The sequence below is a fragment of the Neobacillus dielmonensis genome, from assembly GCF_000612665.1.
In the GTDB taxonomy this organism is placed as follows: domain Bacteria; phylum Bacillota; class Bacilli; order Bacillales; family Cytobacillaceae; genus Neobacillus; species Neobacillus dielmonensis.
This window is the reverse complement of record NZ_HG942022.1, coordinates 18382-32085: the sequence shown is the minus strand read 5'-3', so window position 1 is coordinate 32085 and position 13704 is coordinate 18382. Positions and strand designations below refer to the sequence as shown.

Below are 13704 nucleotides of genomic sequence, written 5' to 3'. Positions count from 1 at the left end.
ATTCCTCCTTGTTTTTTAAATAGGAAAAGGATAAGCAAACAACAAAATAGCAAATAAAAGTCCGGTCACTAATGCAAGATAATCCTTTGCTGCTATCTGATACGTGGTGTAGGAGCTCCTTTCGCCCCCAGGTGTGTAACAGCGGGATTCCATTGCCAAAATCAAATCTTCCGCCCTTGATAAGGCGATATTAAATAATGGAATAATGATCGGGAACGTTTCTTTCGTTCTCTGAATAATTCTCCACCAGCCCCCGGTACCAAAGTCAGCTCCCCTCGAAGCTTGTGCTTTCATCATTTTCTCCATCTCGATGGCAAAGGTCGGCACGAAGCGAATCGCAATGGTGGTAATCAGGGAGATTTCGTGGACAGGAAACTTTATTTTCTTTAACGGACTCAGTAAGCTTTGAATGGAATGTGTTAACTCTGTCGTGGAGGTAGCTAAGGTAAGAACACTACTTAAGAAGATAATTTCAACGAAGCGAACGGCCGAAACAACGACCAGGCGTATACTTTCACTGGTGATTAAGATAAAACCATAATCCACATATACTTTACCATGTGAAAAAAGCTGTCCTTGAAAAAGCAGCTGCAAAACAGCCAGAATGACAATGAATGGAATAGCTGGAATGATGCCTGATAGCCCGTAACGAATCGGGATTTTGGATACCCAGAATAAATAAAGTGATAGGACCAAACCAATCGTGTTTCCAATATAACTTGTATTAAGGGCAATCGCCAATACAAGAATCGTAAAAGCAAAGACTTTTACTCGCGGATCCAATCGATGGATGAACGAACCGGTTGGTACATATTGGCCGATGGTAATCCGTTTGGATATTTCAAATTCGCTGGACATGCTTAGAACACTCCTTCTTGCAGGCAAGAACCTTGATAATTTCGTTGGCTGCTTCCGTAATCGAAAAAGCATCCGTTTTTACTTCATAACCAAGATCAGTTAATCGATAAAGAACCTGGACAGATTCTGGGGTACCGATATGATAACGCTGCAGTTTTTCTTTATCCGTAAAAATTTCTTTAGGGGTGCCGTTTAACACATCCGTTCCATCCGCCATCACATAGACCCGATCAGCAAGAAGAGCAACCTCCTCCATGTTGTGCGACACAAAAATGACGGTTAATTTTTCTTCTTTGTTTAATCGCTTAATATTATCCAGCAGTTCATTCCTTGACCGTGGGTCGAGACCAGCTGTCGGTTCATCTAATACTAGTATTTTGGGCTTTAAAGCAAGAATTCCCGCCAAGGCTACCTTACGTTTCTGTCCACCACTTAAAGCGAACGTTTGTCTGTCGATCATTCCCTCGAAATCCAGCCCAACAACGGACATGGCCCACTTTACGCGCTCCCTCACCTCCTTTAACGGAAGACCGAGTTTGAATGGACCGTACGCGATATCGTCCCCGATGATTTTTTCAAAAATTTGATCCTCCGGGTTTTGGAAAACAAGTCCCACTTTCTGCCTCAACGTTTTCAAATTGACCTTTTTGTTTGACAAATCTTCCCCATCAATGAGGACTTTTCCGGATTCCGGACGCATCAGTCCATTGAAATGCTGGATCAAGGTCGACTTACCAGACCCTGTATGGCCAATAATGGCGACACATTCCCCTTCTTCTACAAAAAGGTTGGCCCCTTTTAATGCAACATGTTCCATGGGGGTTCCTTTCATATAGGTGTGAGACAAATTTTCAATTTCGATGATTGGTCTGCCCGCCATTTAGCTCACCTCCTCTTTCGATAATTTCACCACTTCTTCAATGAACTCACTTTCTTGGATGATATCCTTTGAAAATTCTGCAAAACGGTTGTGGATCAGCTCAGCCATTTGACTGACAGCCGGCACTTCCAATTGCAGCTGCTCTAATTCGTGTTTATGCTTAAAAATTTCCCGCGCTGGGCCGTCCATCACAATTTGTCCGCCTTCAATAACGATAATTCGATCCGCCTCTGCCGCTTCGGACATATGGTGGGTGACGGTAATAATCGTCATCCCCTTATCGTTCATTTTTCTCATTACCTGAAGGACTTCTTTTCGGCCAAAACTGTCCAGCATACTAGTTGCTTCATCAAACACTATACACTCCGGCCTCATTGCCAAGACACCGGCAATTGCCACTCTTTGCTTCTGTCCTCCAGAGAGGTGATGCGGTGGACGGTGGCGAAACGGGGACATTTTGACGACATCTAAAGCTTCATCGACTCTCTGTCTCATTTCTTCCCGTGGAATGTTAATATTCTCTAGTCCAAATGCGACGTCCTCCTCCACGATGGTCGCCACAATTTGGTTATCAGGATGTTGAAATACTGTGCCAACCGTTTGACGAATCGCACGTTTCTGATTAACATTCTTCGTGTTATACCCATGAATCCAGACATCCCCGTTGTCCGGGGTTAAGATTCCGTTAAGGTGTTTGGATAACGTGGATTTTCCTGATCCATTGTGACCAATGATCGCCACATATTCTCCAGGGTAAATCGAAAAATCAATATCCCTAAGGACAGGTACTTTCGTTTGTTCATTGATTTTGTAGGAAAACGAAACATTTTCTAAACGAATAAGCGGCTCCATTTCATTCTCCTTTCCTTTTTATAATTTTCAAGTATCAAAACTCATTAAAATATCATCGTTACGGGTAAAACGTCCTTAATATTTCAAAGCAACATTCTTGAGCTGCGTATAATTGCGCAATGCCTCTAACCCTTTTTCCCGGCCAAAACCACTTTTTTTGTATCCTCCAAATGGCTGCGCCATCCCTCCACCTGCGCCATAATGATTGATGAATACTTGACCGCATTGAAGTTGGCTAGCAACACGGTGGGCCAGGCCGACGTTTTCCGTCCATACCCCAGCAACCAGTCCATATGGAGTACCATTGGCGATTTCAATGGCTTCTTCTTCTGTTTGAAAAGTGGTAACAGTCAATACAGGGCCAAAAATTTCTTCCTGGGCAAGAGTATGGGTTGCTGGAACGTCATCTAAAATGGTGGGCTGAAGGTAATAGCCTGCTTCATACCCCTCAATTTGCTTGCGCTCTCCTCCCGTTACGATCCTGATTCCATCTTTCTTGGCCAAATCCATAAAACTTTGGATGATGTCAAATTGTTTTTTCGAGAGCACTGGTCCGAGGTCGTGATTGTCGATTCCAGGGCCGATGGAAAGCTTCTCCATCGCTGCTGCAAGCTCTCGAACGAACTGATCTTTTATCGATCTTTCAATGACTAAACGAGATCCAGCTGAACAAGTTTGACCGGCATTTTGAATAATCGATTTCCGTACCCACTCGAGTGCTTGTTCTTGATTACAATCTGCAAAGACAATATTGGGGGATTTCCCACCAAGTTCAAGGGTTACGGGAACAATATTTTGTGCCGCAGACGCCATCACCCTTTTCCCCGTTTCCACCGAACCTGTAAACGTAATATGGTTGATTTCAGGATGACCTGAAAGGGCCGCCCCTGCCTCATGGCCGTAACCGGTGACTACATTTACAATACCTTTTGGCAGCCCTAAAGGCTCCATTAATTCCACTAGCTTAAGCGTCGTTAACGGGGTATCCTCTGCTGGCTTCAGAATGGCAGCGTTACCCGTGGCAATGGAAACAGCAATGCTTCGAGCAGCTATTTGCAATGGATAATTCCACGGAATAATATGTCCGACAATTCCAATCGGTTCACGAACCGTGTAATCAATGATGCCTGGTTCCACGGGAATCGTTTCTCCAAATATCTTATCGGCGATACCAGCGTAATACTCAAAATAACGCGCCGCAATTTCCACATCCACAGCCGATTGATTCAGTGGCTTTCCGACATCTACTGTTTCTAATTGGGCTAATTCTTCTTTATTGTTTCGAATGAGTTCCGCTACCTGAAAAAGAAGTTTTCCCCGCTGGTAAGGACTAAGCGTCTTCCATTCTCTTGAATGAAAGGCTTTTTTGGCGGCTTTTACAGCGAGGTTTATTTCTTCCTTATCTCCCCGTGGAACATAGGCCAAACTGGAACCGTCCGCTGGATTTTTCACCTCGATCAATCGATCTTGTTTAGGAACTACCCACTTACCGTCAATGTAACAGCCTTGAACTTGAGCATCGACTGCAGTCACTCGTCAAATCCCCCTTCCTCCATCTACATTTAAAACAGCACCTGTCACAATGGATGCTTCTTTTGAACACAAATACACTAAGGAATTGGCAATATCGAGTGGATCAATCAGCCTACCCATTGGGACACTTTTCTTAAAAACGGTCTCTTTTGTTGACTCAATATCCGCTTCCTTTGACGAAAATTTCCCAAGCATGCTCGTATCAGCTGGACCTGGGTTGACCACATTGACCCGAATCCCGTACTCGGCTAATTCAATGGCCAACGCTTGTGAAAAGGAAACAACCGCTCCCTTTGAAGCGATATAGGCATTTAAGCCAGGTCTAGGCCTAACCATGGAAATGGATGCGACATTGATAATCACGCCGCCCCCTTGCTGTTTCATTGGAGGTACAGCAGCACGGCAAGTTAGGAATGGAGCCGTTGCATTAACCCGGATAATCTTCTCCCAATCTGCTAAACTCACTCCCTCAATCGGTGTGGCCGCCTGGGCGATGCCTGCAAGATTGACAAGCCCGTCAATACGCTCAAATTTCCTCATAGCGGATGAAAAAACATTTGAAACTTCCTCTTCTTTTGTTAAATCCGCTGCAACCGGCAAGAGAGCTTCCGTTTCCACTACCCCGTCCACATTTAGATCAGCAGCGACAACAAAGGCTCCTTCTTCTAAAAATCGTTTAACAGTTTCTTTCCCCATGCCTCCCTGTGCACCGGTAACCACCAAAACTTTATTTTCTAAGCGCTTCATGACTGCCCCTCCTTAACCAATAGTAATAGTTGAATTGCTTCCCTGATGGCGAGTCCCATGTCCATCGTCGTTGCACTGCCGCCTAAATCAGGTGTCTGTACTTGTTTTTGTACGAGGACCTGCTCAATAGCGGCCAAAATAACATCTGCTAAATCTTTTCTCCCCAAATGCTCGAGCATAAGGGCTGCCGACCATATTTGCGCAATCGGATTAGCAATCCCTTTTCCAGCTATATCGGGAGCAGATCCATGGACTGGCTCAAACATGGAAGGGAAATCTCCTTCCGGATTTAAGTTGGCTGAAGGGGAAAGCCCTAGGCCGCCTACAAGTGCGGAGCCTAGGTCACTTAAAATGTCCCCGAACAAGTTGGATGCCACAACCACTTCGAAATCCTCGGGCCGCAAAACAAAATAAGCGGCAAGCGCATCAATATAATAGCTTTGCAGATTGATAGCCGGAAACTCTTTTCCTACTTCCTTTACAGCCTCATCCCAAAGTTTCATGGAATGAATGATCGCATTGGATTTTGTCGCGCTGGTAACCGTCGTTTTACCGTGCTGTTTCGCGTATTCAAACGCAAACCTGGCTACTTTTTTCGTACCAGTCCTTGTGATAACCGTATTTTGGATGGCGATCTCCTGTTCTGTACCTGGGTACAATCGGCCGCCGCTATTGGAATATTCGCCTTCAGCGTTTTCCCTGACAATAACAAAATCGATTGTTTCCCCTTGATAGCGGCTAGGTACTCCCTTCAATAACTTAACCGGCCGCAAATTAACATACTGGTTGAATTTTTTACGGATTGGCATGATAAGATCCCATACTGTCACATCATCAGGCACCCGCCGATCGCCTATTGCTCCGAATAAAATCGCATCATAGTTTTTCAATGTATCAAGGGCGTCGTCCGGCATCATCTTTCCATTTCTTAGGAAATACTCGCTATTCCAATCATATGTAGTAAATCCCATTTGAAAAGTAGAATCCAGCTTGTTGAGAAGTTCAAGAACTTTTACAGCTTCATTCACTACTTCCGGGCCGATTCCATCTCCAGGGATTACTGCAACCTGATAGTTGGTCATATTTTGTCCACCTTTCTTTTTGATAGAATAGTAAGATCAAACTATTATAAATGGCTTAAAATCAAAGAAAGGTGCAAAAACATTTCGCTATGTCTCAGATTCGGCCATTTTTGCTGAAAAAACCTTTTCCGGTAATTCTAGATGGTTACGCATAATGAAAGAAGCTTTTCTACTATTACCATATAAAATTTGATAGTAGATGCTTTCATGTTCCACTAAGATTTTTTCAATCACACCTGGTACTTGAAAAAATTTAGCTATTTCTGAACGATAACTATCAATCAGCAGTGTTGTCAAGTTTTGGAGGACTTGATTATTGGAAGCTTTCGCTACAGCAAGGTGAAATTCAACATCCCACATGGCAAAATTTTCATTGTTCTTTAAGCTTTCCTTCATGCCAACAATCGTATTTTCGATTTCTGTAAGATTATGATGGGTTCTACGTTTAGCCGCTAATGAGCTTGTTTCGCTCTCAACGATTTGTCTGGCTTCGACAATTTCAAGGAGGCTATTGATATTATGAAAAATAAGAGAGGAGAATTCAGGAGTATTCAATGTTCCTTGTTCTATTTTATTTAGGTAGGTACCTTTTCCTTGATGAAAACTAATCATTCCTACTGCAGATAATTTAGTCAGTGCTTCGCGTATCACGATTAAGCTGACCTGATAGTGATTGGCCAATTCTTTCTGGGAAGGTAATTTATCTCCATATGTATACAAGCCATTTTCCACATCTTTTAAAAAGACGTCAATCACATCATCGACGAGGGATTTTCGTTTGATAGCGATGGTTTTCACCTCCCTTTTAACTCTTCATATGATATGATAACTTAAGAGTATTTTATAGACATATTTTGGAAAAGTCAATATATTTTTAATTATCATATTATTTAAATAATTTATTGACTAATTTTAAAAATAACTGCTCTATTAAAATTTTTGCATTTAAAAACTGCACCCCAAATGTTAGTATTTTGTCCAACAATTTGGGTGCAGTTCATTGTAACGGTATGAGTTTTCATGTGCTTATAGCTGTTTCCAACTATTCTCATAGAACAGCCATTTGTGCTTGATTTATGCTTCCAACCGATAATTCGGTCACTTTTACATTGGAAGGTATCAATGGATGGTTTCGAATCACTTCGGCCGCGGATTTCGTACCGTTGTTAGAGGCTTGATTACCCTCCAGCCAGCCTCTTACGCTGCCATTAGGGTATTCTGGCATGCAATTTTGAAACAGGTAATCCAAAGTTTGAATCTTCTCTTTTAATTCTTTATTATCAACTATTTTCTTAATCGTCTCTCTTATACTCTTTACTTCCACGTTTGGAACAGCAACGAATATTTCTTCCACATTTTCCTCATAAACAGCCAGGATAATGTCCCGCATGAGCTCACTGAACGGTTCAAGGACTGCCCCATAAGATTGCAAGACAATCATATGATCATGGTCAAGATTGCTTTTATCTTTTAATAGATTTTCCGAACTTTGCTCCATTCCGATCACAAACAGCACTTTTTTGTTTTCGTCCCTATTCATTATGTTCCCTCCATTTTTTAGGATAGTTGTTTCTCCAAATCACCTGAAAGTTTAAAGACCATGACCCTTTCACCAGTTTGGGTACTAATATCAGTATGAAAACTGATGACTTCCTGACCGGTTAGCGATAAGAGAATTTGCTTTAAGTCTTCCAGACCTGATTCCACCAAGCTGTTTCGTGTCTTTTTTATCGATAACATTCCATCTTTATCCCTGCATAAGGCATATTCAGCAGGGGTTAAAATCCGATTCAATGTAACAATCACCATATCGCGCAATATATCTGTCTTCACAGAAATGGAACCGCGTCCCAGGTAATTTTTCTCCCATTGAGTTAAAGCTTTACTAATTTCAGCTTCCAGCGTGCCTTTTGACTTCTCCAAATTGGTTCTTTCCCTTCAATACGTTCTAGATGGCTTTATTACTCTTTATAACCAAAGATTATTCCTGTTAGTATATAGTTCATCGTGGTCCCGTTAAGACCAGCTCTTCCAGTTTCCTTCCGGGTCAATCGACGCAAGCCGCAGCCAGCCGTTTTGGACTTTCTGTTTAAAGGTGCGGTCTTGATTCAACAATCGCTCCACATATTCCGTTGGCGCCTGGATGACCACCAGCAGCCTGATCGGTGCATGATAGAGTGATTCATCGGATTGCATTACCGATTGCCATGGGAGTCCAGATAATAGGTCACTGGCATTCCCCTGCATCACTCCGATTCCTGCTGTCACGGTCTGGGTGGTTTTATTGCCGCTGCCATAATAATGTGGTGCAACCGCGGATGCATAGTATTGCAGGTTAATCCATTGGCAAACCGTTGCCGGTCCCGCAATAATCCCGGCAAGCAGGGAACCGTTTTTGTCCTTTTTCCAGTTATAGTTATGAAGAAAAACTCTTCCCTCCAGATCGCACTCCTCAGTCAAGCTTCGTTCCCCAATGACGAACGCCGCATTCCCTGCCAGCCCCCATTCTGGACGGATCTCGCTCCAATCCTCTGAAAGTCGCTCGGCTTCCGCATGAGGGTTTTTAAGGTTAGTTTTGAGACTCGGTAATTTTGATATTCGCTCGGCGTTAGCCTCTTCACTCACTTTTGGCAGTACCTCTTGAATGTGGGTATATGCTTCCTCAGCCTGATCCGAAAGCTGTGGAAGATAAACCCAGTGTAATTCATCTAGTGTGGTAATATGCTCGGTCGCAGCAAAAACAGTATCTTCTGGAATCGAGATTCCCCTTGCCTTTAGGGCCTGCCGTACAATGGCAAGGTTGCACATTTCAGCCAACACCCGCGCATTAAAGGCACTTGAGGCCCCGCCGCATGCTCCGCAATCTAGAGAAGCTGCATACGGATTATTGATGCTATGACTTCCATGTCCGCAGATCACCACTAATGGGGCGAAATGGTCGGTGAGTCCCATCATTTTTAAGGCTTGCTCCGCATAGTGCACTTTCTCCTCATTTGAAAAACCGACAGGCAGCTCCGTTTTAGGGCGCTCTATTCGATCGATTGTAAGTTGGGCATCAGGCTTCATGGTCCACGTGTCAAGCAATTTCCTGAACGTGCGTCCTGCACTTCTTGGTAAAAACGTTCGGGCCAACGTCTGCATACTAAGCCATGGTCCACTAACCTCTGGCAGCAGCATGCTGGCAAGCAGGTTGTGCTTCATCGTTTTGAATGTACCGCTCAGTGAATGTACTGCCTGCTGCCGCTCGTGAAATGGTTGGTATTGCGATTCCGGCAAGTATTCCTTCACCTTGAATTGCGGTTTGGACATGACCGGCAAGGAAGGATGACTATGGTGGTGATCGAGTTTGCACGTTTCAATTGGCAAACTGAAAAATCCAGCTGTTCCAAAGGTTTCAAAACCACCAATATGTTCGAGACTGCGGCGAAAAGGTTCTGACCGTACATCAATGCAAAAGACAAATTGGGCCAATGAAGGTTGTTTTTGGCTAGAGGCTGTCTGCTGTTTCGAAACGATTTGTTCCATCAATTGATTTTCATACGTTTTTTCCCAAGCTTCCAACCAAAGTCTGTTGCGGACAATTTGATCAAACCGCCAAGCAAGGTTCAATCGGGCTTTTTGTTCCGAAGCAGGCATCTTATACCATGCATTAATCGGAAGGTTCCCCCAATGAAGCCAGGCAGCAACCAATGATTCCAGGAGCCCGTCCTCTTCGCCTCCTTGTTTAAGTAAAGGAAGATAAGGCTTCATCAAAACAAGCTCCATTGAAATCCGTACCGCTAAATAGTCAGTAAGGAAGGAACAATCCTTTACTTGCTGCTGGGAACGCCATAGCATCATTCCTGCCCATCCTGGCAGGGCAAGCAAATGTGCCTCAAGATAGTCTTGCGTATCAGAATAGGAAATTCCTAATTGAGACAAACTCTCTATTAAAGCAAGATCCGCTTCCTTCGGTAAGTTTTTGATCCGTTTACGCTCCTCTTGTGTTAAGGCTGGATCCAATGAAGCCATTTTTCGCCATGCCTGATAGAAGCCTTCGTCGCGATTTGGCATGGACCAGACGGCCTGTGATTCATCCAAGAACAATTTACACCACTTAATCATATTTCGGTTGAGTTCTCTTAACACCCACTCACCGTTCATCTGGTCAAAACGCTGACTAAGGGGTTTCACGGAATGTCTTGCCTTCAGATGGAACTTATAGCCCCTCAGTCTCTTTGCCAAACTCTTCACTTCGGGAAGTACCGTTAAATCAGACGACAGCGGATTTTGTGTAAGTGCTGCGCGGCAAAACTCCTGTGCAGTTGTATAAGGAAGTTCAATCGCCTGGTGCTCAAGCCATTGCTGCAGGCCTTTTTCTAAAAAATGAATATCAATTTCGTCCTGATTGCGCGCTGTTTGTAAAACAGAATCTTTGGGAAATAACTCGATATCGCTTATTTTTTTGAAAAAGCGTGCCGTCTGTTCAAAGGATTGCTTTTCCAAGCCGGCCCAGGGACTGCGTGCTGCAAATCGGCTAATCGGGCCAAGCGGTGCGATGACATCGCTAGCTGATTTTACTAAATCATGAATATCAAGACTAAGATCTTCCGGTATCTTTTCCCAATTTAATGGTCTGGCTAATGTTGTTGCCATCTGTATGCCCCCCTATAAGACAAGGATTTTGCCAAATATTTTGGATGACTTTCGACTAAATCTTTATGCGGCTCACCCAAATGGACAAGCCATAGATAAGTGATTGTAAATGCTTTTGAGGAACGTTTGTGTGCTAGCCATAAACCGATAGCACTACCTCCCAACAAGATCAACAGGACCCAAATGACAGCAGGAGCAGGTGGCTGCATAGCAGACAGAATAGTTTCATGTAACAGACGGTCTAAGGCCGAATGGATAAAATGGAACATGAGTACTGCTCCGGCAAGAATCATGAACCCGGCAATTCGGCCCACCCGGCCCTGTCCAAAAGCAACCAGTCCAGTCCAAGCAAACATCACGGACCATCCTAGTATCAGGGTGCTGATGATTTGATAGCCTTCTCCACCAGTAGTCAGCCAATAACCAATACTGGTAATGAGACCCAGAATTCCGCCGATGATTACCCAAATATAAGGTATCGGACGATTCTTGAGGGAATGAGTCCCCCCGTGCTGAACGGCAGATCCGGCCTGCAGGAACAGGCTCGCTTTGAATAGTCCATGTAAAATCGCATGAATAATGGCTGCCAAATAGGCGCCTAATGCACATTGAATCAGCATGAACCCCATTTGAGCAATAGTTGAACCTACCAACTGCCGTTTATAGTCAACATGGACAAGCATAATTCCGGTCCCTAGTAGAATGGAAAAACCAGATAAAACGAGCAGAATGACCTGTGCTGAATTGCCGCTAAAAAGTGGTGCAAAACGAGTAAACATAATTCCACCAGCATTGACGATACCGGCATGCATGACAGCTGAAACAGGTGTTGGAGCCACTACCGAATCCAACAGCCAACGTTGGAATGGAAACTGTGCTGCCGGAATCATCATCGCAACAATTAATAGGATGCTAATCCCTGTTCTTTCCCACGGAGCTAGTTGTGCAAGATTCTCCAGTATGAGAGATAGCTGCCAGTGTCCTGTCGCTTGGGATAGCCAAACCACAGCCAGCAGCAAAATCAACCAACTGAGCAAAAATTGCCGACCTGCAAAGGTCCCCGCATTTTTTGCTACTTGCCATTCCTTATTTAAGCGGATCAACAACGTCAGCCCCAAAAGGGTTACTCCCCAGCAGATCAGCAGAAGGCGAAGATCATTGCTGAGCCAGGCAAGGCTATCCGCAAACGTAGTGAGTGTCAGCAGTGTAAAATATTTCCGATAAGAACGATCACCGAACAAATATCGAACAGAAAAACGCTGCACAATCAAGCCAATCGTAAGGACAAAAAAGGCTAGCAGCCAAGAAAGTGAGTCAAAACGCCAAGGCCCAACCAACTCAGTTCGATGGTCAATAAACAATCCCAACAAGGCAACGATAGGAGGTACCGAAATCATGATAATGTGGTAGCGGACATAATGTAACGGAACCTTTTTCCATAGCAGGACAATTGAACATACCATGGAAATTCCGAAAATGATTAAAAATATCATAGGTATTGTCATGAACTCTAGATAATGGGACATTTCTATCTCTCTCCCCCATAAATTTTAATACTATCAATCTTGCTATTTCGATTTTTCAATAAATCTTTAAAAACAAGGCTCTGTTAAACAATAATGTTGATTTTTAAAACCTGTTGATTGGAGCGGAAATCAACAGCCAAATTTAACAAAGCCAAAAAACAAAAAAACCGGCAACTCTAAAGATAATGGTCATGTTACAACCATTAAACTTTGAAGATTGCCGGTTTACCTTTAACTTCCCACTTGGGCTTTTAAACAGTCTACCTTAATCGTATTTTAATTTATAAATTCTCTTCCTATAGGATTCCTTTTTCATAACAGTCAATAAGTGATTATTAACAGTATGCTAAAGTTTTCTATATGGAAAGAAATCATTAGTAATAATATGCACGTACTAAATGTTACTATTTGGTAAACATTCTGTCAAGCTACTTTTACTTAAAGTTTCCAAAAATCAAGTGTTGACAGTCAAATGTTAACGTTTTAATGATTGACTAATCTATCCAAAAATTTGTATAATCTTCCCAAACTATTAGAATGTTGGTGTTCTGTCAATGGATTTTATTAATCTGAAAAAAGGCAAGAATAGCTGGAAACGATATGCAGCTTCCTTTATTGTCATTATTCTGTTCATGGTTGTTGGGGCGCTGCCGTATGTCATCATTAGTGAATGGATCGTGAATACAGATGGAAACCCCCATACCTATTATGATTTTGAAAAAGAGGATTATGTGGGACTTAATCCTTTATTGTATTTTGCCTTGATAAATTCACAGTTTCTGTTTTGGCTTTTGGGTCTGTTGATTGCGATCCGTTTCATTCATAAGCGGACATTTAAATCGCTGATTACCCCTAATAGAAAAATAGAATGGAAGAGAATCGGCTTCGGATTTATCTCTTTCTTTGCTATCCTGAGTCTGACCACCATCATCGATGCCCTGTTAAACCCTGGAGATTATTCATTAAATGATATCAAGATTTCCGATTTTTTGGTTTTGTTTGTGCTCGTTCTGGTAATAACTCCGATTCAAACAACCTGTGAGGAATTATTCTTCAGAGGCTATCTGTTGCAATTCGTTGGTAAGTGGGTTCGTATACCTTTCCTTTTATCCTTAATAGTAGGCGCGATTTTCGGCTCACTCCATTTCGTTAATCCTGAGATGGGCTATTCCCCTATCCTAGTTGGAGCGGATTATTTATTAACCGGATTCATTTGGTGTTATATCACGGTGAAAACGAACAGTGCCGAATTGTCGATTGGTGCGCACGCTGCCAACAATATGCTGCTGGGGTGGTTCATTACAATGGATGACTCTGCCTTCGGTAACATACCATCGTTATTTGTTGTCAGCAATATTAATCCGGCCATCTCACTACTATGGACGGTTGTTAACCTAGGCATTTTCCTATTTATTTCTTTGAAAAAATACAAATTTACCAGGGTTTTATAATTCGAGTAGTTGGACGGCGGCTAGTTTCATTCATCAAGAATGAAACCCCGCCCTTTTTTTGTTTTACCACTATAATTGGGCTACTTTATTAGAATCAAAAAGGTCAACACCTCGTCAAAATATATGAGGTGATACCATAT

12 protein-coding genes are annotated in these 13704 nt (G+C 42.9%); 1 reads left to right on the top strand and 11 read right to left on the bottom strand.

Translation table 11 applies throughout. The annotated features are described in order from the left end of the window. Positions 1-15: 15 nt before the first annotated feature. The 11 genes from BN2425_RS00935 to BN2425_RS00885 form a co-directional block, all read right to left on the bottom strand. Positions 16-858 (bottom strand): energy-coupling factor transporter transmembrane component T family protein, encoded by an 843-nt coding sequence (locus tag BN2425_RS00935; RefSeq protein ID WP_042454092.1) that lies wholly within the window; start codon positions 856-858, stop codon positions 16-18. After that, positions 842-1738 (bottom strand): energy-coupling factor transporter ATPase, encoded by an 897-nt coding sequence (locus tag BN2425_RS00930; RefSeq protein WP_042454089.1) that lies wholly within the window; start codon positions 1736-1738, stop codon positions 842-844. The genes BN2425_RS00935 and BN2425_RS00930 overlap by 17 nt, the downstream gene beginning before the upstream one ends. After that, a complete protein-coding gene (locus BN2425_RS00925) occupies positions 1739-2590 on the bottom strand; it encodes an energy-coupling factor transporter ATPase (protein WP_042454087.1) in 852 nt (283 codons plus the stop codon). Between the two features lie 75 nt (positions 2591-2665). Then, positions 2666-4123 (bottom strand): aldehyde dehydrogenase family protein, encoded by a 1458-nt coding sequence (locus BN2425_RS00920; protein WP_042454085.1) that lies wholly within the window; start codon positions 4121-4123, stop codon positions 2666-2668. A gap of 3 nt (positions 4124-4126) precedes the next feature. After that, positions 4127-4870: an SDR family NAD(P)-dependent oxidoreductase gene (locus tag BN2425_RS00915; protein WP_042454083.1), complete on the bottom strand. Its 744-nt coding sequence runs from the start codon at positions 4868-4870 to the stop codon at positions 4127-4129. Continuing rightward, positions 4867-5952, bottom strand: coding sequence for a tartrate dehydrogenase (locus tag BN2425_RS00910; RefSeq protein WP_042454081.1), 1086 nt, complete (start codon positions 5950-5952; stop codon positions 4867-4869). Before BN2425_RS00910 ends, BN2425_RS00915 begins: the two co-directional genes overlap by 4 nt. Positions 5953-6039: 87 nt before the next feature. Next, entirely contained in the window at positions 6040-6750 is a 711-nt protein-coding gene (locus BN2425_RS00905; RefSeq protein ID WP_042454079.1) for a FadR/GntR family transcriptional regulator, read from the bottom strand. Positions 6751-7000: 250 nt separating this feature from the next. Beyond that, complete coding sequence (locus BN2425_RS00900) at positions 7001-7492, bottom strand: hypothetical protein (protein WP_042454077.1); 492 nt, start codon at positions 7490-7492, stop codon at positions 7001-7003. Positions 7493-7509: 17 nt separating this feature from the next. Beyond that, on the bottom strand, positions 7510-7875 hold the full coding sequence (locus BN2425_RS00895) for a DUF2294 domain-containing protein (protein WP_042454074.1): 366 nt from the start codon (positions 7873-7875) through the stop codon (positions 7510-7512). Positions 7876-7968: 93 nt separating this feature from the next. Next, positions 7969-10587 (bottom strand): DUF2309 domain-containing protein, encoded by a 2619-nt coding sequence (locus BN2425_RS00890; protein ID WP_042454071.1) that lies wholly within the window; start codon positions 10585-10587, stop codon positions 7969-7971. Beyond that, a complete protein-coding gene (locus BN2425_RS00885) occupies positions 10572-12113 on the bottom strand; it encodes an NADH dehydrogenase subunit 5 (protein WP_042454069.1) in 1542 nt (513 codons plus the stop codon). Before BN2425_RS00885 ends, BN2425_RS00890 begins: the two co-directional genes overlap by 16 nt. Before the next feature lie 554 nt (positions 12114-12667). Between BN2425_RS00885 and BN2425_RS00880 the strand changes: the two genes are divergently transcribed. Beyond that, positions 12668-13564, top strand: a complete 897-nt coding sequence (locus tag BN2425_RS00880) for a CPBP family intramembrane glutamic endopeptidase (RefSeq protein WP_042454067.1) — start codon at positions 12668-12670, stop codon at positions 13562-13564. Positions 13565-13704: the final 140 nt, after the last annotated feature.

Coding starts and splice junctions, on each gene's coding strand:
- BN2425_RS00935 (WP_042454092.1), bottom strand. CDS start 858: ATGTCCAGCGAATTTGAAATATCCAAACGGATTACCATCGGCCAATAT.
- BN2425_RS00930 (WP_042454089.1), bottom strand. CDS start 1,738: ATGGCGGGCAGACCAATCATCGAAATTGAAAATTTGTCTCACACCTAT.
- BN2425_RS00925 (WP_042454087.1), bottom strand. CDS start 2,590: ATGGAGCCGCTTATTCGTTTAGAAAATGTTTCGTTTTCCTACAAAATC.
- BN2425_RS00915 (WP_042454083.1), bottom strand. CDS start 4,870: ATGAAGCGCTTAGAAAATAAAGTTTTGGTGGTTACCGGTGCACAGGGA.
- BN2425_RS00910 (WP_042454081.1), bottom strand. CDS start 5,952: ATGACCAACTATCAGGTTGCAGTAATCCCTGGAGATGGAATCGGCCCG.
- BN2425_RS00900 (WP_042454077.1), bottom strand. CDS start 7,492: ATGAATAGGGACGAAAACAAAAAAGTGCTGTTTGTGATCGGAATGGAG.
- BN2425_RS00890 (WP_042454071.1), bottom strand. CDS start 10,587: ATGGCAACAACATTAGCCAGACCATTAAATTGGGAAAAGATACCGGAA.
- BN2425_RS00885 (WP_042454069.1), bottom strand. CDS start 12,113: ATGTCCCATTATCTAGAGTTCATGACAATACCTATGATATTTTTAATC.
- BN2425_RS00880 (WP_042454067.1), top strand. CDS start 12,668: ATGGATTTTATTAATCTGAAAAAAGGCAAGAATAGCTGGAAACGATAT.